The 20,173-nt window shown below is 35.9% G+C and carries 16 protein-coding genes; 10 read left to right on the top strand and 6 right to left on the bottom strand.

Annotated elements, in window-relative coordinates:
• Positions 1 to 12: 12 nt before the first annotated feature.
• Positions 13 to 1,437, bottom strand: coding sequence for a murein biosynthesis integral membrane protein MurJ (gene murJ, locus CCZ01_RS05205; RefSeq protein WP_112052172.1), 1,425 nt, complete (start codon positions 1,435 to 1,437; stop codon positions 13 to 15).
• Between the two features lie 136 nt (positions 1,438 to 1,573).
• Here murJ and CCZ01_RS05200 point away from each other — a divergent pair, with 136 nt between their 5' ends.
• Genes CCZ01_RS05200 through CCZ01_RS05175 form a run of 6 tightly spaced genes read left to right on the top strand, consistent with a single transcriptional unit; the run spans position 1,574 to position 8,024 of the window.
• On the top strand, positions 1,574 to 3,358 hold the full coding sequence (locus tag CCZ01_RS05200; RefSeq protein WP_112052171.1) for a FapA family protein: 1,785 nt from the start codon (positions 1,574 to 1,576) through the stop codon (positions 3,356 to 3,358).
• On the top strand, positions 3,355 to 3,903 hold the full coding sequence (gene ruvA, locus CCZ01_RS05195) for a Holliday junction branch migration protein RuvA (RefSeq protein ID WP_112052170.1): 549 nt from the start codon (positions 3,355 to 3,357) through the stop codon (positions 3,901 to 3,903). The genes CCZ01_RS05200 and ruvA overlap by 4 nt, the downstream gene beginning before the upstream one ends.
• Positions 3,904 to 4,965: a D-alanine--D-alanine ligase gene (locus tag CCZ01_RS05190; RefSeq protein ID WP_112052169.1), complete on the top strand. Its 1,062-nt coding sequence runs from the start codon at positions 3,904 to 3,906 to the stop codon at positions 4,963 to 4,965.
• A complete protein-coding gene (locus CCZ01_RS05185; protein WP_112052168.1) occupies positions 4,965 to 6,023 on the top strand; it encodes an alpha/beta fold hydrolase in 1,059 nt (352 codons plus the stop codon). Before CCZ01_RS05190 ends, CCZ01_RS05185 begins: the two co-directional genes overlap by 1 nt.
• 2 nt (positions 6,024 to 6,025) lie before the next feature.
• Positions 6,026 to 7,501, top strand: coding sequence for a Mur ligase family protein (locus CCZ01_RS05180; RefSeq protein WP_112052167.1), 1,476 nt, complete (start codon positions 6,026 to 6,028; stop codon positions 7,499 to 7,501).
• 10 nt (positions 7,502 to 7,511) lie between these two features.
• Positions 7,512 to 8,024 (top strand): HIT family protein, encoded by a 513-nt coding sequence (locus CCZ01_RS05175; protein ID WP_112052166.1) that lies wholly within the window; start codon positions 7,512 to 7,514, stop codon positions 8,022 to 8,024.
• Here CCZ01_RS05175 and CCZ01_RS05170 read toward each other — a convergent pair.
• On the bottom strand, positions 7,996 to 9,234 hold the full coding sequence (locus CCZ01_RS05170) for a glutamate-5-semialdehyde dehydrogenase (protein WP_112052165.1): 1,239 nt from the start codon (positions 9,232 to 9,234) through the stop codon (positions 7,996 to 7,998). The genes CCZ01_RS05175 and CCZ01_RS05170 overlap by 29 nt on opposite strands.
• Positions 9,231 to 10,313 (bottom strand): flavodoxin-dependent (E)-4-hydroxy-3-methylbut-2-enyl-diphosphate synthase, encoded by a 1,083-nt coding sequence (gene ispG, locus CCZ01_RS05165; RefSeq protein WP_220106537.1) that lies wholly within the window; start codon positions 10,311 to 10,313, stop codon positions 9,231 to 9,233. The genes CCZ01_RS05170 and ispG overlap by 4 nt, the downstream gene beginning before the upstream one ends.
• Positions 10,314 to 10,503: 190 nt before the next feature.
• On the opposite strand from ispG, the gene CCZ01_RS05160 reads away from it, so the two are divergent.
• Positions 10,504 to 12,036: a flagellin B gene (locus CCZ01_RS05160; protein WP_112052163.1), complete on the top strand. Its 1,533-nt coding sequence runs from the start codon at positions 10,504 to 10,506 to the stop codon at positions 12,034 to 12,036.
• A 92-nt stretch (positions 12,037 to 12,128) separates the two neighbouring features.
• Here the strand turns inward: CCZ01_RS05160 and CCZ01_RS05155 are convergent, their stop codons facing one another.
• From CCZ01_RS05155 to nrfH, 3 genes are all read right to left on the bottom strand, one after another.
• The gene (locus CCZ01_RS05155; protein WP_181566327.1) at positions 12,129 to 14,711 is read right to left on the bottom strand and encodes a cytochrome c biogenesis protein; all 2,583 of its coding nucleotides are present in this window, start codon (positions 14,709 to 14,711) and stop codon (positions 12,129 to 12,131) included.
• 73 nt (positions 14,712 to 14,784) lie between these two features.
• A complete protein-coding gene (nrfA, locus tag CCZ01_RS05150; RefSeq protein ID WP_112052161.1) occupies positions 14,785 to 16,302 on the bottom strand; it encodes an ammonia-forming cytochrome c nitrite reductase in 1,518 nt (505 codons plus the stop codon).
• A gap of 18 nt (positions 16,303 to 16,320) precedes the next feature.
• Entirely contained in the window at positions 16,321 to 16,860 is a 540-nt protein-coding gene (gene nrfH / locus CCZ01_RS05145) for a cytochrome c nitrite reductase small subunit (protein WP_112052160.1), read from the bottom strand.
• A gap of 278 nt (positions 16,861 to 17,138) precedes the next feature.
• On the opposite strand from nrfH, the gene mreB reads away from it, so the two are divergent.
• The 3 genes from mreB to CCZ01_RS05130 are packed head-to-tail and all read left to right on the top strand — an operon-like array spanning position 17,139 to position 19,787.
• Positions 17,139 to 18,167, top strand: coding sequence for a rod shape-determining protein (gene mreB, locus CCZ01_RS05140; RefSeq protein ID WP_112052159.1), 1,029 nt, complete (start codon positions 17,139 to 17,141; stop codon positions 18,165 to 18,167).
• Positions 18,168 to 18,176: 9 nt separating this feature from the next.
• Positions 18,177 to 18,929, top strand: coding sequence for a peptidoglycan editing factor PgeF (gene pgeF, locus CCZ01_RS05135; protein WP_112052158.1), 753 nt, complete (start codon positions 18,177 to 18,179; stop codon positions 18,927 to 18,929).
• A 51-nt stretch (positions 18,930 to 18,980) separates the two neighbouring features.
• Entirely contained in the window at positions 18,981 to 19,787 is an 807-nt protein-coding gene (locus CCZ01_RS05130) for a methylenetetrahydrofolate reductase (protein ID WP_112052157.1), read from the top strand.
• Positions 19,788 to 20,173 lie beyond the last annotated feature (386 nt).

Here is a 20,173-nt window from a genome sequence, read left to right as displayed (position 1 = left end):
TTCTTCCTCACCTTAATAATATGTTTGATAAATCCAATTCAATCCCTGTTTTACAAACCAAATGGTTGGAATTTCAACAAGAATCAGTAATCCTAAAAAAAGCCATTGTTTTCTGGACGCAATTATAGCCCAAAACTTTCTAAAACCAAAAGATTGAATACTCCAATACAGTAATGCAAATCCACTAATAGAACCTGCTAATGCAAGTCCAAATGCTCCAAATTCCCACATCAATACTACAGAGCTAATTGTGCCTATCAGCAAAGATTTGATAGAAATTTTTGCCGCTAAGAGTTGCTGATGGTGTGAATAAAGCCACAATGAAAATATACGTGCAATACCAAAGGGAATGAGTCCAATGAGGTATGCTGATAAAACAATACCTGTTTGGAGGCTATCTTGTGCATTAAAGCTTCCCCTCTCAAAAAGAATCCATACAATTTCGTGTGAAAGCATTATTCCTGCAATACAGCAACCACAAAGAGTGTAGAGCAAAAACCAAAATGCTTTTTTAAGTTGTATGATAGCCCGTTGTTCATCATTTTGATTAATGGCTTTTACAACCATGGGGTAAAGGGCAATAGAAGTAGCAATAGCAAATAGTGCTAAGGGGAGTTGAAAAATACGATTAGCGTAGTGTAGGTATGAAATGCTCCCTTCAGCTAAGAATGAAGCAAGTTGTATATCGATAATTGAAGCAATTTGTACGGTAGACCCACCTACCATTGCAGGAAAAAATTGAGAAGAAAAATGCTTTATATCTTTTTTGACTTCATTTTTTTTGCGACGCAAATGTGTAAAACCAGCCATAAACATTGCACAAAAACCCAATTTTTTTAGCGGATAGAAATGCAGGAGAATTTGTAAAACCCCTCCAATTAGCGTAGAATAGCTTAACCAAAGCACAATTTCAAAAGCATCGTGATTGCGCGTAAGCCATAATGCAACAACCATAGAGAGATTTAGAAAAATTGTTGAATATGCCGCAGCGATAAAATTATTTTTATATTGCAAAATTGCTCCTAAGAGGGCTACAATAAAGATAAGAGGTAAATACCAAAAATTAATCATCACTAAGGGTGCAACAATAGCTATTTCTTCCTCTTTGAGTCCTAAGGCTAGAATTTTTGATACAGAGGGTGCAAAACAAGAAACCATAATGGATAAAGCGATGATAATACTAAGAAAAATAAAAGCAATTCTTAGTGTGAATGCCCCTTTGAATTTTGCTGCAACAAAACTAGGTAAAAACGCTTGATTGAATGCCCCTTCGGCAAAAATGCGACGAAAAACATTGGGAATTTTGAATGCAATCAAAAAGAGATCGCTATAAATACTTACCCCAAGAATATGGCTCATCATCATATCCCTTAAAAAACCGGTAATGCGGGAGAATAAAATCCCGCTACTATTAGAAAAAAACGAACGAAAAAACATTAAAGTCTTAACTCCAATAATTTTGAATTTATGTCTTTAAGGTAAAACCCTAAAAATTTTGATAAAATTATGAATGGAGTATTCTAACATAGAAAATAGGTTGAATCTCTATAAAGCGTAAAGAAAGGATTGTTTAATGCCAGAAACTTTTAGTCCCGTTCTCATCCCAGATTGTATTTCACCATCACAAGAAGTTCTTAAGGTTGCCTTATCAAAGGACATTGATGAGAAAATGCTTGAAGCAAGAATTAGGGGTGTTTACTATATCGTAACAATAAATCAACAGACAAGAGAATTAATACCAGAAGAATTACACTTAATCGATGACGAAGATTTTTTATTACAACGTGATTTAATTATTACACAACGTTATTCCATTATTGTTGACTTAGCGTTGCGTTATACCTATCATTTTTCTTTGTATCTTAGCTCTGATGCAAGGGAGCTTTGTTGTCGTATTATGCAGGGAAGCCGGATTGAAAAAGATGAGGCAAATATCAAGGTATTTTTTGAGCGTATACGTGTACAAAAGGCGGAAATGCATATTTTAATGCGTGATGAAAAAACTGAATATGAACGTTTGAAAATTTTTGTGCAATCTTTGCCCGATGAGAAATTTTTGAGTAAATCACACGAATTTGTTCTCTCAAGGGCTGTTGGGGGAGAGCCATGTGTTAATCAACATTTAGAATTTGCTGTGAATTTGAAGATAAAATTTTTACTTATCCATAAGGACCAATATGTTGCTACTTTTTATAAGGGGCGAAAGGGTGGTAATGCTAGAGATTGTTTGGGACGTTTTGTTCCAGAACAAGAACCTGAACAAGGCGAAAGTGCTCCTTTAATTGCTAATGATTCTTTGTATATTACAGAGGAAGTTGAAGGTGAGGTAAAATATTTTGCAAGAGAAGCAGGCTATATTGTTTTTGATGGCAATCAGCTAATGATTGCATCAAAAATTAAACTTAAGAACGCTTCTTTGTCGACAACGGGTTCGATTTTAGGTGGGGCAGGTACAACGACGCATATCTATATTAGCAGTACAGATTCTTTGGAAGATGCATTGGGTGAGGGAGTAGTTATTGAAGCAGGGACTGTTGAAGTTTTAGGGAATGTTGGAAATAATGCAATTATTCGTGCTAATCAGGTGATCATCAAGGGGCAGACACACAAAAATTCTAAAATTTATGCAAAAAATGTTGATGTTGCTGTTCATAAAGGATTTATAGAAAGCGATGTTGCCCATATTGGGCGTTTGGAAGCAGGTGTTGTGAGTGCTGATAAAGTAAAAATTGACCATGCATACGGTGGCAGGAGCTATGGCGAAGAATTGCGTATTGTGGTGATGCATTCAAATCATCATGCACATGCTTCTACATCTATTATTGTGGACAGTCTTAAGGGGGAGGATAATCGATTCACATTGAGAGCAAACTCTGGGCATAAGAAGAATGCGACTTATCAAGCACTTGTAGCTGGCAAAAAGCAATTTTCGCATGAATTGACAGAAAAACAACGAAAATATGCTAATGAAATTGCGGAATTAAAGCAATTGCAGCCGATGGTTAAGCAGTTTAAGGAAGATTACAAAAATCAAAATCAAAATCCTCAAAAATTACAATTGATTCGGGAGCAAGCTCATACCTATCGGAATATTTTACATTATACAGAACAATTAAAAGGTGAAATTGATACTCTTGAAAAGAGGCTTGAAAAAATTGATAAAGGTATCGCACAACTCGAGGAAATCATAACAGAATCTTATATTTTAGTGAAGAGTGGTTGGCATGGCTATAATGAAGTTAAGCTGAAAAAATTGGCGAGTGGTCAGGAATTCTTCTTATATCCTAAAATGGGAAAAGATGGCAATCGTATTTCTTGTGAGAGTGGAAGTTTGGTTGCAAAAAAGGATCGTTTGTGATTGTTGGCTTAGAAGGGGAAGTTGTCCATAAAGAGCCTATGCTTGTTTGGATACAATGTGCAGGAATCACTTATGAAGTGCATATTTCTTTGCAGACTTCCTCCCAAATTCAAAAAGGTCAGGTAAATTTATTTATTACACAGATTATTCGCGACGACGGAAATTTTTTGTATGGATTTTTGCATAAAGAAGAAAAATATACTTTTGAACGATTGATACGCGTTAATGGTATAGGACCTAAGGTAAGCCTAGCGATTCTTTCTAGCTTTTCTCCAAGTGAATTTACAAATTTACTTGCTTCTAAGGACACTAAATCCCTCCAAAAAGTACCGGGTGTTGGGGCAAAGAGTGCTGGAAGAATTATGGTAGAATTGGCCGGCTTTATTTTACAAACAGGGAGTAGTGAGGAAAAAATTCAAGCAAGAATGGCATTGGAGGCGTTGGGATTTAGGAGTGAACAAGTAACAAAAGTTCTTGCAACACTCCAAGAATCGGATGTACAGACAATTATTAAAGAGGCGTTAAAGCAATTACAAGGGGAATAAATGAAATATACAATTTTGTTTGGTGCAAGAAGTTATGAGCACGAAATTAGTATTGTGAGTGCAGTTGTTTTAAAAGATATATTGAAAGAAAGGATTCAATATTTTATTTTTATTGACTCTAAGGGTGATTTTTATCTTATTCCGCAAGATAAAATGAATGCAAAAACCTTTTCGACGGGAGGTTATGAGAAATATCCAAAATTGCAAATGACAAAGGGTGGTTTTTTGCAAAAGAGTTTTTTGAAAGAACAATTTTTAGGTGTTGAGGTAATGTTGAACCTTATTCATGGCTCAGAGGGTGAAGAGGGCATTATTTCTTCTTTGTGTGAATTTTATCATATCCCTTATATTGGTCCGCGTATAGAAGCAAGCGTGATGAGTTTTAGTAAAGAGTTAACAAAATTGTATGCACAATCAAGGGGTGTAAAAATGCTCCCTTACCATATTTTGGATAAGCAAACACGCAATATTGATTCTATCCCATTTGAATTCCCTTTTATTGTTAAGCCTTTACATTTAGGTAGTTCTATCGGTATTCAAATTATTCGTGATAAAAAAGAAATGAATTATAACTTAGATGTTGCCTTTGAATTTGATAATAAAGTCTTAATAGAACCTTTCATTGGTGGAATTAAGGAATATAATTTGGCAGGTTGTAAGGTTAAAAAGCAAGGGGAAGAGCATTGGATTTTTTCGATGATTGAAGAACCTAAAAAGGGTGAATTGCTTGATTTTAATAAAAAATATTTGGATTTTTCAAGGACGGAGAAAACGACTCAAGCAGAGATTGATACTAAATGGACAGAAAGAATGCAAATGGCTTTCAAAGCATTGTATCATCATTGTTTTGAGGGGGCGTTGATTCGTTGCGATTTTTTTATTCACAAAGATGCAATATATTTGAATGAAATTAATCCAATTCCAGGAAGTCTTGCACATTATCTTTTTTCGGATTCGTTTGTTTCTGTTTTAGACGCGTTGGCCCAGAGGCTTCCTATTGCCCATTCTCCACAAGTTCGTTATTTATTTTTGAGTGAAATTCAATACGCAAAGGGTAAGTGATGGCTGTGCGTGAAGTACTTTATCAGGGATATAATTTTTCAATTTCTTATGAAATTTTAAATCTTTCATCAACAAAAGGTGATATTGTATTTCTGCATGGTTGGGGAAGTTCTAAAGAGGTAATGAAGCAGGCGTTTAAGGACGCTCTGACCGATTACCGACATATTTATGTGGATTTGCCCGGCTTTGGTGCAAGTCGTAATGAAATGGTATTAAAAAGTAGTCAATATGCTGAAATTATACAACTTTTTTTAGATTCTATTGGTGTTGACCATTCAGCCATTCTTGTTGGGCATAGTTTTGGCGGAAAAATCGCTGTTTTATTAAAACCTACTAGAATTGTGCTTTTAAGCAGTGCAGGAATTGTGCCAACAAAATCTTTAAGCGTTCGTTTAAAAATTATGGTGAGTAAGTTTTTTCGCCGTCTGGGCATTTCTTTTTTTTCCAATCTGTTTCGTTCTTCAGATGTAAAGGCAATGCCACCCCACATGTATGAAACATTTAAGCTCGTTGTAAATGAAGATTTTAGTGAGATATTCAAGTGTTCCCCTTCTAATGCGTTGGTTTTGTGGGGTGAACAGGATTACACTACGCCCATTTCTTCCGGATACAAAATTGCTGAATATATGCCACATTCTTCTTTTCAGGCATTTAAGGGTGATCATTTCTTTTTTTTGCAACAAAAAAAAGCGGTTCACGCCGAGATTTTAAATTGGATTTGTTGTTTGCCATCTAGTAGTGTCGCACAAGTTGAACAAGAAGTTATTTTACACAAGCAGAATTGGCGTTTTTGTTGCAAAGGAAAGGTGCAGGGGGTTGGTTTTAGGAAATATGCTGCACAGATTAGTCAAGAATTTGAAATTGGGGGTTGGGTGATGAATGAGAATGATGGGAGCGTGGTGGGTGAGATTTATGCTAAGCAGGAGGATATGGAAAAATTTATTAATCGTCTTAAAGAGGGCAATGGGCGTTTAGTGATTCAAGAGTGTGATATTCAAGAATCTAGTTTTAGTCCATTTAGCTCATTTGAGATTCGCTATAAATCATTGAAAGGATGATAATGACATTGGAAATAGCTTTTTTAAATGTAGAATTTAATGTTATTCGGATTGCATCTAACTGGATATTTATGCTTGGATTAGCTTATTATTTGTTAACAAATTTGCAGTGGTATAGTTATAAAATTTCACGTGTATTATTTAAGCATCATAAGTGGCGGTGGCATATTTTTTACTTTATTGTACCCATCACATTGATGCTATTACTTGGAGATTATTTTTATTTTTACCTCTATTTGGTCTATCTTCCATTTTTGATTTATTGGGCAAAGAATTTAGATAAGCCTCTTGTATTTACAAATCGTGTAGAACGATTTTTGTTTGTTTATATTGCATTTATTCTTTTTGGTGAAGTATTATACTATCGTTCTGATAGTGAAGGTGTACATAATTATCTTTATCTCCCATCAATTATCCTGGCTGTTATTATTAGTAATTTAATGGAAAGTATTTTACTCAATCGTTATGCAAAAGTAGCAAAGGAGAAAATCGAATCTTTGCAAGATTTAACTATTATAGCGGTTACTGGAAGTTTTGGAAAAACAAGCTTAAAGAATTTTTTAGCCCAAATTCTTAGCGATAAATTTCAGGTTTATGCGACACCTAGAAGTGTAAACACTTTTATTGGTGTGGTGAATGATATTAATAACAATTTACCTACTTTTTGTGATATTTATATTGTGGAAGCTGGAGCGAGAGGAGAGGGCGATATTTTGGAAATCACAAACTTAGTTTCTCCACATTATGGTATTATTGGTAAAATTGGCTCAGCACATATTGAATATTTTAAGGATGTATATACAATCCAAAAGACAAAATATGAACTTGCACAAAGTTCCCGCCTCAAGACTTTATACACACATAGCGATAATGAAATTCCAGAAGGTGTGCAGGCAACTTTTTTCCCAGAAGAGGTTCGAAATATTCACGCAACACTAGATGGAACACTCTTTGAGTTAAAAATTAATGGGCAATTTTATCCCTTTAAAACTTCTATTTTAGGTGCTTTTAATGCCCATAATATTTCAGCAGCCATTACGCTTGCATATAAATTGGGTATCAGTATTGAGCGCATTCAAAAAGAAGTAGAAAAGTTAATGCCCGTACCTCATCGGCTCAATAAGTTAGAAGTGAATCAAAAAATTCTGATTGATGATAGCTTTAATGGAAATATTGAAGGAATGCTAGAGGCGATTCGACTCACTTCACTTTATTGTAATGGGCGAAGAATCATTGTGACGCCAGGACTTGTAGAAAGTTGTGAGGAGGATAATGTTCGATTGGCTGAGGCGATTGATTCTGTCTTCCAAATTGTCATTATTACAGGTGAACTCAATAGTGAAATTTTGACTAAACATATCACCAAGGCACAAAAAATTTTACTCAAGGAAAAGAGAGCTATGGAGTCTATTTTAAAAGCAAGTACGCATGCAGGTGATATTATCTTGTTTGCAAATGATGCACCAAGTTATATTTAAGGAGAACATAATGGATAATATTTATGCTCCTTGGCGGAGCGTGTATCTGTCTGAAAAGATTGAGGGTTGTGTTTTTTGTCATATTTCGCAACAAACACAAAATGATGGTGTTCATCAAGTTTTTTATCGTGATGCAATTTGTTTTGGGGTAATGAATAAATATCCTTATACTCCAGGACATTTTATGTTAATTCCACATCGGCATATTGATTGTCCAGCTGCAATGAGTTTGGAACAATGGTTGCATATCCAAACACTTGCACAAAGAGGTATTACAATGTTGCTCGAAGGAATGGGGGCACAGGGTGTGAATATGGGCATTAATGTGCGAAAAAGTGCAGGGGCAGGAATTCCCGATCATTTACATCTCCATTTTGTGCCAAGATGGCATGGAGATACTAATTTTATGACGACGATAGCTGATACGCGTGTGTATAGCACAGATTTTAACGCCCTTTATCAGAGATTTGTGGAAATGGCTAAAGAATATCTTGTTAGCGAACTTCCCCATTACCACGAATAATAAATTTGTAGCTCGTTAATTCTTGAATACCAACAGGACCCCTTGCATGAAGCTTGTTGGTTGAAATTCCAATTTCTGCTCCAAAGCCAAATTCTCCTCCATCACTGAAACGTGTTGAGGCATTTAAGTAAACGCAAGCTGAATTGACCTCATTGAGGAATTTTTCAGCAGGAAGAATTTCATCTGTAATGATGACATCTGAATGTTGTGAACCATAATGGTTGATATGCTCAATAGCTTCATCAATATCCTCCACAACGCGTACATTAAGGATTTTTTCTCCATATTCTGTATGGTAACTTTCTTCGCAAACCGCATTTCCTTCTAAGATGCCTAAACTTGCAGGGCAACAATAGCATTGCACCTTATGGGCAATTAGTGAAGGTTTAAGAAAGCTCAAGAATTCTTGAAATATTAGCCTATCGACAAGTAGTGTCTCAATACTATTACAAACGCTAGGTCGAGATGTTTTTGCATTAATGATAATATCGACTGCTTTTTTGAAATCGGCTTGTGTATGCACATAAGCGTGACAAATACCTTTATCGTGTTTAATAACAGGAATTGAAGAATGTTCACTAACATAGCGAACTAATCCTTCTCCACCACGCGGAATAACAACATCAATCAAATCTTTAAATGTTAGCAATTCTGTGACTTCCTCGCGACTAGAATTTGGTAACATAAAGATTAATTCTTGAGGAAGATTCCATGAATCTAAGGCTTTATGTAAGGGTTTGGTGATGGCAACATTGCTATGGTGAGATTCTTTTCCTCCCTTTAGTATGATGGCATTTCCGCTTTTTAGGCATAATGCAGCGGTATCGCTTGTTACGTTTGGACGTGATTCGTAAATCACAGCAACGACACCCAATGGCACAGAGATCTTAGAAATGGCAATGCCACTCGGTGCAATAAAACCATCAAGCACACGCCCTAAAGGTTCTCTTAAAGATGCAATTTCCTGCACACTTTTGCACATTGCTTGAATTTTTTTGGAATCTAAGCTTAATCGTTCTAGCATGGAGTCCTTCATTTGGTTTTTTTGTGCTATCTCTATATCTTTTTGGTTAGCTTGCAAAATATCACTTTCTGCCTTGATTAGATTTTCAGCCATACATTCCAATAGTTGAGTGCGTTGCTTTGAATTTAAAGCTAGAAGTTTTTGTGTGCTTTGTTTTGTTTTAAGTATAGAATTGTGCAAATTCATTGTCCTAGTTCCTTATTTTTAAAATAGTCTTGATTTGCTTGCTCAACCTCTAAAATAAAACGTTCAATCAGGTCATCACCTTTTAGCTTGCAAACAATTTCTCCCTTTTTGATAATTAAACCATCGCCATGCCCAAATGCAATAGCTAAATCAGCACTTTTTGCTTCACCTAATGCATTGACTGCACAACCCATAATTGATAAAACTAATGGTGCTTTAATATGAGTTAACCGACTCTTTACCTTCTCTAAAGCCTCAACTAAATCAACTTCAATGCGTCCACAAGTTGGACATGAAATATAATAGATGCCCTCTTTAGTTCTTCCTGAAAATTTTAAAATAGCACGAGCAACTTCAACTTCTTTTTCTAATTCACCAGTAATGGAAACCCGTATTGTATCGCCGATACCCTCCAGCAAAAGCCCACCTAATGCCATTGCACTTTTAATTGTTGAGTCAAATAATGTTCCAGCCTCTGTAACGCCTAAATGAAAGGGGTAGGGAGTGAGTGGACGCAAAAGACGATAAGCCTCTAATGTGCGTTCTACATCGCTTGCTTTCAATGAGACTTTAATTTCTGTGAATCCTAAATCCTCTAAAAGGCTAATATGGTAAAGTGCAGATTCAACCATACCTCTTGATGATTGACCATACTTTTGTTCAAATTGTGATTCAAGGCTTCCGCTATTAACGCCGATGCGAATAGGAATTTTGTATTCTTGACAGATATGAGTAACCTCTTTTATTTTTTCTTTAGAACCAATATTACCAGGATTAATGCGAATACAGTCCACATAAGGGGTAGCTAAAATGGCGAGTTTATGGCGAAAATGAATATCAGCAACAAGCGGAATATTGACAGCAGGACGCAAAGCTCTAAGAGCAAGTGCGTCCTCTTCATCACTAATAGCTACGCGTACAATATCGCAACCTGCAAGCATTAAAGCTTCAATTTGCTCTATTGTTGTCGGAATATTTGCAGTTTTGCTATAAGTCATTGATTGTATAGATATGGGGCTATCGCCACCAACAGCTACATTCCCTACATAAATTTTCTTTGTCTTGTATCGTTGCATCATCGTTTCCAATAATAAAATCTAATCCAGAATGCTAATTTACCTTGTGTTTTCTAACTTTATGCTTAAAAATGGTTATTTTGGATTAAGTTTAAAATTTTTAGAGTGCAAAAAAGTTGCTTTTTGTTTGCAAAACTCTAATATAATGTGGTTTTATTCCGATATGATTTGGAGTGAGCAACAAGGAGGTTATATGGCATTTAATATTAATACAAATATTCACGCAATCAATTCTCATGCACAAGGCACTTTTGTGCAGGCATCTTTGCAGAATTCTTTAGAACGTTTGAGTTCTGGGTTAAGAATTAATAAAGCGGCAGATGATGCATCTGGAATGGCTATTGCAGACTCTTTACGTTCTCAAGCAAATTCTTTAGGGCAGGCGATGCGTAATGCTAACGATACAATAGGTATTATTCAGATTGCAGATAAAGCAATGGACGAACAGGTTAAAATTTTAGATACCATTAAGACAAAATCAGTTCAAGCTGCACAAGATGGGCAAACAACAAAAACAAGAATAGCAATTCAAGCAGATATTAATCGTCTTATCAATTCTTTGGATAATATTGCAAATACAACAAGCTATAATGGGTTATCTTTACTTGCTGGATCTTTTACAAATAAAAAGTTTCAGATTGGAGCATATTCTAATCAAACAGTGAATCTTACTATCGGGGCGACAAATTCTTCCAAAATTGGGCATGTTCGTTTTGAGACAACAAGCGTAACAGCAATGGGAGATGTAAAACTGCAGTTTTTACAGATTAATGGCGGTAAAGATGTAACGCTTGAATCTGTTGTGCTTTCTACAAGTGCAGGAACGGGTTTGGGGGCTTTAGCTGAAGTAATTAATAAAAATTCTGATTTATTAGGCGGTGTAAGGGCGACTTATACAGTTCAAGCTGTGGGTTTTGAGGCAGTGCAAGCGGGTAGTATTCAAGGCTTAACAATTAATGGGGTGTATATTGGAGATGTTACGGACATTAAAGCTAATGATTCTGATGGTAAATTAGTTCAGGCAATTAATGCGAGGAAAATTGAAACCGGTGTGGAGGCTTCTATTGATGCATCTGGAGCGTTGCGTTTAAATTCACCTGATGGACGTGGGTTTTATATTGGTGCGGATGGTATTACTGCTGTTGACCCTAATGTAACAAATTTGACTGAATTTTTAAGTATGGGTGATGTTGATCCAAATGTAACAAATTATATTTCACGCATTGGTATGCTTACTTTGAATCGACATGATCCTTCAGATATTAAGATTGCTAATCTTGGTGCTGGGGCAGATTCTCCTCTTTTTTCTGGAACGAATAATCTTGCTGAGGCAACGATTAACTTACGTGATGTTTTGGGAGAATTTAGTATCGATGTGCGTTCGGCTGTGGGTGCAATTTTAGATGATGATATGTCTCCTTTGGGTATTCCAGTAACGACACTTCATGGGGCGATGGCGGTAATGGATATTGCTGAATCAGCGATGAGTCGTTTAAATGCTATTCGTGCAGATTTAGGTTCTGCACAACAACAGGTGCAAAGCACGTTGAATAATATTACAATTACGCAAGTTAATGTGAAAGCCGCTGAATCTAATATTCGTGAAACAGATTTTGCTGAAGAAAGTTCAACTTATAGCAAGTTAAATATTCTTGCGCAAGCAGGAAATTATGCAATTGCACAGTCTACTTCAACGCAACAAAATATTTTAAGATTACTGCAGTAATTTTAGGTTTAAAGGTAGCGGTGGTTTATCGGATGGATATATTTAGTATTTTACCATTTTGTTGCGGGGTGGGTGGATTGATAGATACTGCCTCATTGCAAGTGTCGCTTTTTAAAGCTAAACGCCCATAACAAGATAAAGCTAAATGCCACCAGATATATCCATGATGGTAGTGGAATTGGGTCGCCTTTTGCGTAAGAGTGTTTACCTGCAAGATAGAAATTTACACCAAAATAGGTCATCAGAATGGAGCTAAAAGCTAATAAAGATAGTAGAGAGAAATAGTAAGGATAATGGCGGGGCTTTAGCAATCTAAAATGTAAAATAGCAGCATAAATCATCATACAAACAAACGCCCAAGATTCTTTTGGATCCCAGCCCCAATATCTTCCCCAACTTTCATTTGCCCAGATTCCCCCCAAGAAATTTCCAGTCGTCAATAAAAAAAGTCCTAAAATTAGTGCTACTTCATTAATGTAGGATAATTGCAAAATAGTTTTTTTGAGGGGGTGTTGGGTGGAATGTAGAAAAAATAAAATAAGCGTAAGTAGTCCAAGTAGGGCACCTGTTCCAAAGAATCCGTAACTTGCAGTGATAATGGAAACATGTATACTTAACCAAAAAGATTTTAAAACAGGTACAAGATTGGTAATTTCAGGGTCAATATGGTTTAGGTGTGCAACAAAGAGAAAAATACCTCCAAGCAGACTACCCGCTGCAATAACAAAGGGATATTTGCGAAAAAAGAAAAGAATAAACAAATTACTATAGGAGATATACAGTAAAGATTCGTATGTATCACTAAAGGGTGCATGCCCACTGATGTAGCTTCTAAGTATTAAACCTATTGTGTGGAGTATCCATAGTAGGAATGCGAATATCTGTATTCCTGTTTGTATTCTTGTGATAGTACTTGATTTGTTTTGATAAAATGTGGTGTAAAAAGCAAAAATCAATGCACAGATAGAAAGGAAAAAATAAGCAAAGGTGAGTTTTGGAAAAATATCAATTTGGTTATAAAATATTTCTATCTCAATGTCAAATTGGCTAAGGGGGCTATTTTGTTGATTGTATGTTCTCCACTCTTTCATAATTTGTTCAATTTTTATAATATCTCTTGCAAAGGAAGCAGAAAAAAGTTCGCTTATCTGCTTTTGTAGGGGTAAATAATCTTCTTTGGCAAAATCCTTGAGCGTTAACCAGCGACTATTGTGAGGGTTTTTTGATGGTGGAAGGATGCGCAATAATTCACCCTTAGCAACCATTGCAAAAATCTGTAATCGTTCATCAACCTTAATCAGTTCATTCTCATAAATATTGCGTTTTGCGGCGGGAACCATTCTTGCCTTTTGTAAATTTTTTGATAGTTTGTATCCTTGAGAGTCAAAAAATTGATGAAATGTAAATAATTTATTTTTATTATTTTTGCTAATCTCATCACGTAGCATAGGATTCTTAACGGCAATTAATGGAACATTTCGCCATAAGCGAGGATGTGTGATTATTCCAAAAATAACTGAATCTGCATCGAGTCCTTCTATGTGATTTTGCAAGGAAATCTTATGTAAAATATCGATATTCAGGGTATTAAGTGGTTGCATTCTTCCGCTTCTGCCTTGTGTATTTAAACGTTTAAAATCCTGCTTAGCTGTTTTTAAATCTTGCATAAGAAATTGTTTATATTCCGTATTTAGTGAGGCTTTGAGTGGAGTTAAGAGTAATATGGGACACAGAAGCCACAAAAGAAGTGTCTGCCCTTTTTTGATTTGTCTTAAAAGAGTTTGGAAGCGAGATTGTTTATGTGAGAGAGTCAAGAGCATACCGCTAAAGAGGAGAAAATAACCTATGTATGTGGGGAGTGTTCCTGGATCGTAATTTACGCTAAGAATGCTACCTCCGGTTGAATCATAAGAAGTTTGAAAAAATTTATAACCTTCTTGGCTAAAAGTATGATTCATATAGAGATGAATTTTATGCTCTTTTTGTTGTGAATCTATGAGGGTTAGAAAACTTTCATACATTGAAGGTGATTGGCTACCAGCATAAAGACTAAGAACGAAAGAATCAAGTTTGAGGGAAAAAGGGAGTTGAATTTTTTGAGGCATAAAGTTTATTTTAATTTCTCCGATAGGGCTTTGTAATGTTTGCGATTCTGAATATTGTTGCAATGAAAGAGGATAAAAAAACCGTAATGGCTTTTGGTTTAGGGTTTGATGGCGATACAATAGGTTAACATCGATATAACCGCTTGTCTGTAATCCATTTTTTTGAAAGAAGGAATCAATGACCTGAAGGATTAAATGTTCCTCTGGGTCAAGAATGATTGTAGATGGTTGACTAAATGCGTTGAGAAAAAATGGGACAGAAAAAGATTGTTGTTGGGTATTGATTTGAATGAAATATTGTTGTGTGAAAAAATGGGAAGTTTTTTCGTGAGGGTTTAAGTACATACTTCCTTCTATGCCATAATAACGCGTAATTAAGGCACCTATAAGAATGACAATAAAGGCAAGGTGAAAAATTGTACGCAAAAGGTGTCTGTAAAGCTTTTTTGCAAAAAGTAGATAGAGATAATGAATACTGAGAATAAAAAAAAGAATTTCAAAAAAGAATGATTGGTAAACAAGATGATAGGCACTCTCCGTACCAAAATCATTCTCGATAAAAGTCGCCACTGCCACTATCCCTGCCAAAAGCAGAAATAGAGACAGACTTAAAATGTAGGAATGTAAAACACGCATTCAAAATTTATTTTTTGAAATAGGAAGTCGCATTATCAGGAATGTCCTCCGCTGCTTTCGCATTAATTCTCCCTTTTTCAATAGCTTGTTTTTTCCATTCTTTTTCAAGAGTTTCCTTGAATTTTAGCTTTTCATCAATAAAAGGTTGCAAATTCAAGCCAATGGCATTTTGAGCCGCTTGCTTTGTTGAAAAATCAGGTGCAATATAATTCGTTATGCCATGCTTTGCAAGAATCCCAACAAGCTTGATTCTTGCTTTTTGTGCCTCTTCGTTTGCAGAAGCCAAAAGTTTCAAGACTTCTTCTGGTGCGTGGAAGAACGATCCATGTCCTGCAATTGCCATATCCCCTCTCCATTGTGCGTGGCGGATTAATGTATGCACTTCTTTTAATTCATCTAAACTCGCACCTGCTTCAAGTGCTTTCCCTGTTTCAAGATGGGCTTTAGCAATATTGTCAAAAGCGATTGTTTGGAGTATATCTTTACGTTCGCGTTTTTCACCAACGATTGTCATTAAATTCTTCTCGCTATCACGATGACAATTTAGACAAGTTTTATCGATATTCTCTAACGGGCTTGCGATGCGGTGGTCTGAATATTTTACGCTCCCTTCTTGTGTGTAAGGCATATGACAATCTGCACATGAAACGCCCTTTTTACCATGAATGCCAATTTGGAATAATTCAAAATCAGGGTGTTGGGCCTTAAGCATTGGGGTTTTAGAAATGCTATGTGTAAAGTCTACAAAGTTTATCTCATCATAATATTTTTCAATTTCTTCCACCGTTGTGCCTTTTGCCCAAGGTAATGTGACAACCATCGCAGTTTGAGGTTGGTTGTTCTTGTCTATGTACTCAGTTTTCTTAAAATAATATTCCACATGGCATTGTGCACAAACCAGGCTACGTTTTTGCTGATGTGTTGATTCTGCAAAAGTAGGCATACCTGCTGCTTGTAATCCTCTATCAAAATAAGGAACGCTAATTTTTAATTCAGCAGTTTTGTCATCATGGCAATTAGAACAACCTACAGGATTCACAACTTCACTTCCTAGCCTTGCCCATTTACCCGTAAAGAATTCTAATTCTCCTTCCTCTTCCATAAGACGCGGTACATCTGTAGATTTACAAGTCCAACAAGCGGTTGGTTGAGGTCCTGTTTTATCATCAGTAGGTGCCCCTGTCCTTAGAGTATTAATATTATCCTGCACCGCATAATAATGTCCTCGTGGTGCATTATAATCTCTTGAGAATGCATAACCTGCCCAAGCGACAACAAGTGCTGGATTTTTTTCTAGCATATCTTCAATTGTTTCGCTTTCTTTTGTTCGTCTCCAAGAATCAAATTCACGCGGGTAATATTTCGCCCATTCATCGCTCTTTTCCTTATTAGGAATTCCTGTTTCTTCTGTTGGTTTTTTAAGTAACGATTCCCGTTCATTTTCCCGTGCATTGATGTTGCCAACAAGTAACCCCATCACAACAATAGCTGATAAAGACCCAATTAATAAAGTTTTGTATTTCATTGACTTTCCTCCCCTAATTTATTTTTGATGCCACTCTCTAATGCCAATTGCATTAGGTGTTGCTGATAAAGAACGCACACGACCATGAGGAACTTCCTTATGGCAATCCCAACACCACCTGTCGTTGTATTCTGTGGGATTCTTGAAATTATGATAATTTTGTGCGTTATCTACAAGTGTAGCTGCAAGGTTGCTATGACAAGAAATGCAGTTTGCTTGTACCCTATTTGCACCATCTTGACTGATGGCGATACTTTGTTGATAACTTCCCATTGTAAAAGCAACAGAATGATTGAATCCATCTTTGGCTTTTGCAAGATATTTTGCAAAAAAACCATCTGTTGGAAGATGGCATTCAACACAAGTTGCAACTCCTTGATGTGAGCTGTGCTGCCATGTCTGATATTGCGTGAACATTACATGGCAATTAATGCAGGCTTTCGGATTGTCTGAAAGATAAGAAAGTGCTTTTGAGGCATTCACTAAATAAGCAAACATTCCAATGGCAACAATAAAACTCAATAAGGAAAGATAAACAAGAATTTTACTTTGTTTCAATCTGACCCCCTCTTTTTTCGATTTGCTGATTTTAGTTTTATAAAAAAACTGACAATAAAACCGCACTCGATGGAAGTAATGATATAATAATCCTCCAACAAAATCCTTGATTTATGTCAAGAATAATGTTGTTCTTGTTTGAGGATAGAGAATCGTTATTGTGAAATACAAATAGAGTAGATTTTTTTATTTTTTTTTGTTAGAATTATATCCAAAAAATGGACAATTGATGTTTGTTAGAATTTAGTGATTATGTATTAAAATAAGGAGTTTATAAAATGTTCAATTATCTAAATCATTTTAAGAAAAGTAGTAATATTGCTGTAGATTTGGGAACTACGAATACGATTGTGGCTATTGAGGATGAGGGTGTTATTTTTAATGAGCCATCTTGTATTGCTGTTGAAAGAAGGTATGGTGCGAGCCGTGTTGTTGCGATAGGAAAAAAAGCGAAGGCAATGAGGGGAAAAACTCATAGTAGTTTGGAGGTAATTAGCCCCCTTGCCAACGGAGCGATTAGCGATTTTGAAATGACAAAAGCTTTTATGAGCACTTTAATTAATATTCTTTCTGCCCATATTTCGTCGCGTCCGCGTGTAGGAATTTCCATTCCGCAAAATCTTACACAGGTGGAACGTAATTCTTTATATGAAGCGACGATGCTTGCGGGTGCACGTGAGGTTATTTTGATTGAAGACCCCTTTAGTGCTGCTGTCGGTGCGGGCGTAGACATTAATAGTTCAAGGGGAAGAATGATTGTTGATTGCGGAAGTGGTTTAACTGAAGTGAGCATTATTTCTTTAAGTGGGCTTGTGACTTCCTCTTGCAGTAAAACTGCTGGTGATACATTGGATAATGTGATACTTGAATATATTAAACACGAAAAAAATTTACTTATTTCAAAAGATACTGCAGAACAAATCAAAATTAAAATGGCAAATCTGATTAATCCTGATACGGGAGGCAGTTATCGTGCAAATGCTAAACATTTATTGAATGGACTTCCTGTGAGTTTTGAAATTACGGCAGCTGAAGTATATACAGCGATTATGCCAGCAATCGAAAAAATCAAAAAAACTATTGTAGAAACAATCGCTAACATTCCACCGCAAATAGTTCCTGATATTGTAGAAGATGGTGTGATTATTACGGGTGGCGGAGCATTAACAAGAGGGTTTAAGGAATATTTAGAACAAGAATTAAAGTTGCTAGTTCATCTTTCCCCTGATCCTTTGCAAGATATTTCCAGAGGTGCAACAGAAATCTTAAGGGGCTTACAGCCTTTTAATCGATTCTCCATAAAATAGGTTTTATAAATGCTTATAGAGAATCCTTACGCAGAGCTAAAGTTTATTTTAAGTAACCGCTTTGGTGGAGTGAGTGTTGGCGAGTTTGATTCTTTGAATGTTGCTTATCATGTGGGTGATTCGAAGGAGAATGTTTATTACAATCGTCAGATTCTTTTAAGCAAGCTTGAGTCAGAGAAATTACCTCTTGTATTTATGAATCAGATTCATAGCAACGAAGTGATTTGTGTGGATAAAACGATATTGCAAGGGAGACAAGAGGTAGAAGTTCAAGGCGATGCTTTGATAACAAATTGTCCTGAATTAGCACTGATGGTAATGGTTGCAGATTGTAATCCAATCGTCATCTATGACACAAAGTGTCGGATTTTGGGTGTTGTGCATGCAGGCAGAAGAGGCGTGGAATTACAAATTCTTACAAAAACAATTCAAAAAATGTGCAATTTATTTGGAAGTCAACCAAGCGACCTTTATGGTTATATTGGAGCAAGTATTCGTGTCTGTTGTTATGAGGTTCAAGAAGATGTTTATTCTGTTTTTTTGCAGAATGAATATCTTGCTATGGGTGTTGTTCAGCAAGGTGAAAAATATTTTTTAGATTTAGTGCGATTGTTGCAGATGGAATGGTGTAGGGTAGGTGGGTTAGAATCTGCTTTGCATATTTGTCCTATTTGTTCTTCTTGTTGCACAGATTTTTATTCTTATAGACGTGAGAGAAATTGCGGTCGTTTTTGTTTGGTAGCATTTTTAAAACCTTGCTAATGTTGGAGGATAGAGAATGTGGTTAATAAGGCGTTTGGATAGGAGCATGAAATGATTGAATCAGTAATTAAAAGTATTGAGCAAGGATCTTTCTTAAGTTTTGAATTTGTGCCATCGTTATCCGGAAGTCTTTCTGCTCAAATTCAAACCTTGAAAGTGAGCGGAATTGTTGAGAAAATTAATGCTTTTATTTGTACAGACTCGCCTAGAGCTTGCTTGAAGCCCTCATCAATACTCACGAGTATAAAATTGCAGAATGCTTTGGGTAAACCATCAATTTGCACACTTAGTATGCGTGATAGAAATTCTCTTGCTTTGCAGGCGGATATAATCGCCGCTAATGAATTTGAATTACGAATATTTTTGGCACTTACGGGAGATGCCATTAGATATGGTAATCAGCCTCAAGCTAAAGATGTTTTTGAGTCAAATAGCTCTTTGCTGATTCAGATTATACATGCACTTAATTTGGGTCGGGATTTACAAGGCAATGAATTGAGTGGAAAATTAAAACCCATCTACCCGCTATGTGTGATGAACTCTTATGCCACTGACTGGGAAAAACTTAAACGCAAAATGTATAAAAAAGTTGAAAGTGGGGTGAATGCTATTGTTACACAACCTATTTACGATATACAAGTTGCTGAGCAATTGCTTGAATGTTTGCATAAGATTAATCATCAGTTAGGGAGTAAAACCATTTTGATTATAGGCTTTTATCCCGTAATAAGCTATAAAAGTGCTTATTTTTTTATTCCAAATTACCGGGTCTTTTTATTCCAGAGGAATGGTTGCATAGGCTTCAAGAAGCACAAGCACAAGGAAAAGAATACGAAAGGGAGGTTGGAGTTGCGATGAGTAGGGTATTGTTCAGTAGTCTTTGGAATTTGCATTCAAGCATCCATTTTATGAGTTCTGGGCATTTGAAGATAGCAAAGGAGATTCTTTGCGACTTTGATGTTTGAGTGGAGAGATTGAAAGAAGGGCATTTGAGAGAGAATAACAAAAAATATGAAAACATCTTTTATTTAAGAAATATTTAAGAAATTTGAGGTTATAATTCTGCCATCTTTTATCCACGAAAAGTTAAGTATGGTTTTCGATAAACAATATTTTAATTCTTTTGTGTTTTAAATAAGATGACTTTGTTCTTTATTCAAAAACCAAACGATATTTTTCGGTTTTTATGATCTTTGACAACTAAGCAAGAGTAAAGGCTATTTTGGTCAATTACCTTTAATTAC

The organism is Helicobacter monodelphidis (assembly GCF_003288845.1).
Taxonomy (GTDB): domain Bacteria; phylum Campylobacterota; class Campylobacteria; order Campylobacterales; family Helicobacteraceae; genus NHYN01.
Note: the sequence above shows the minus strand (reverse complement) of the source record. Positions and strands in the feature narration are given on the sequence as shown.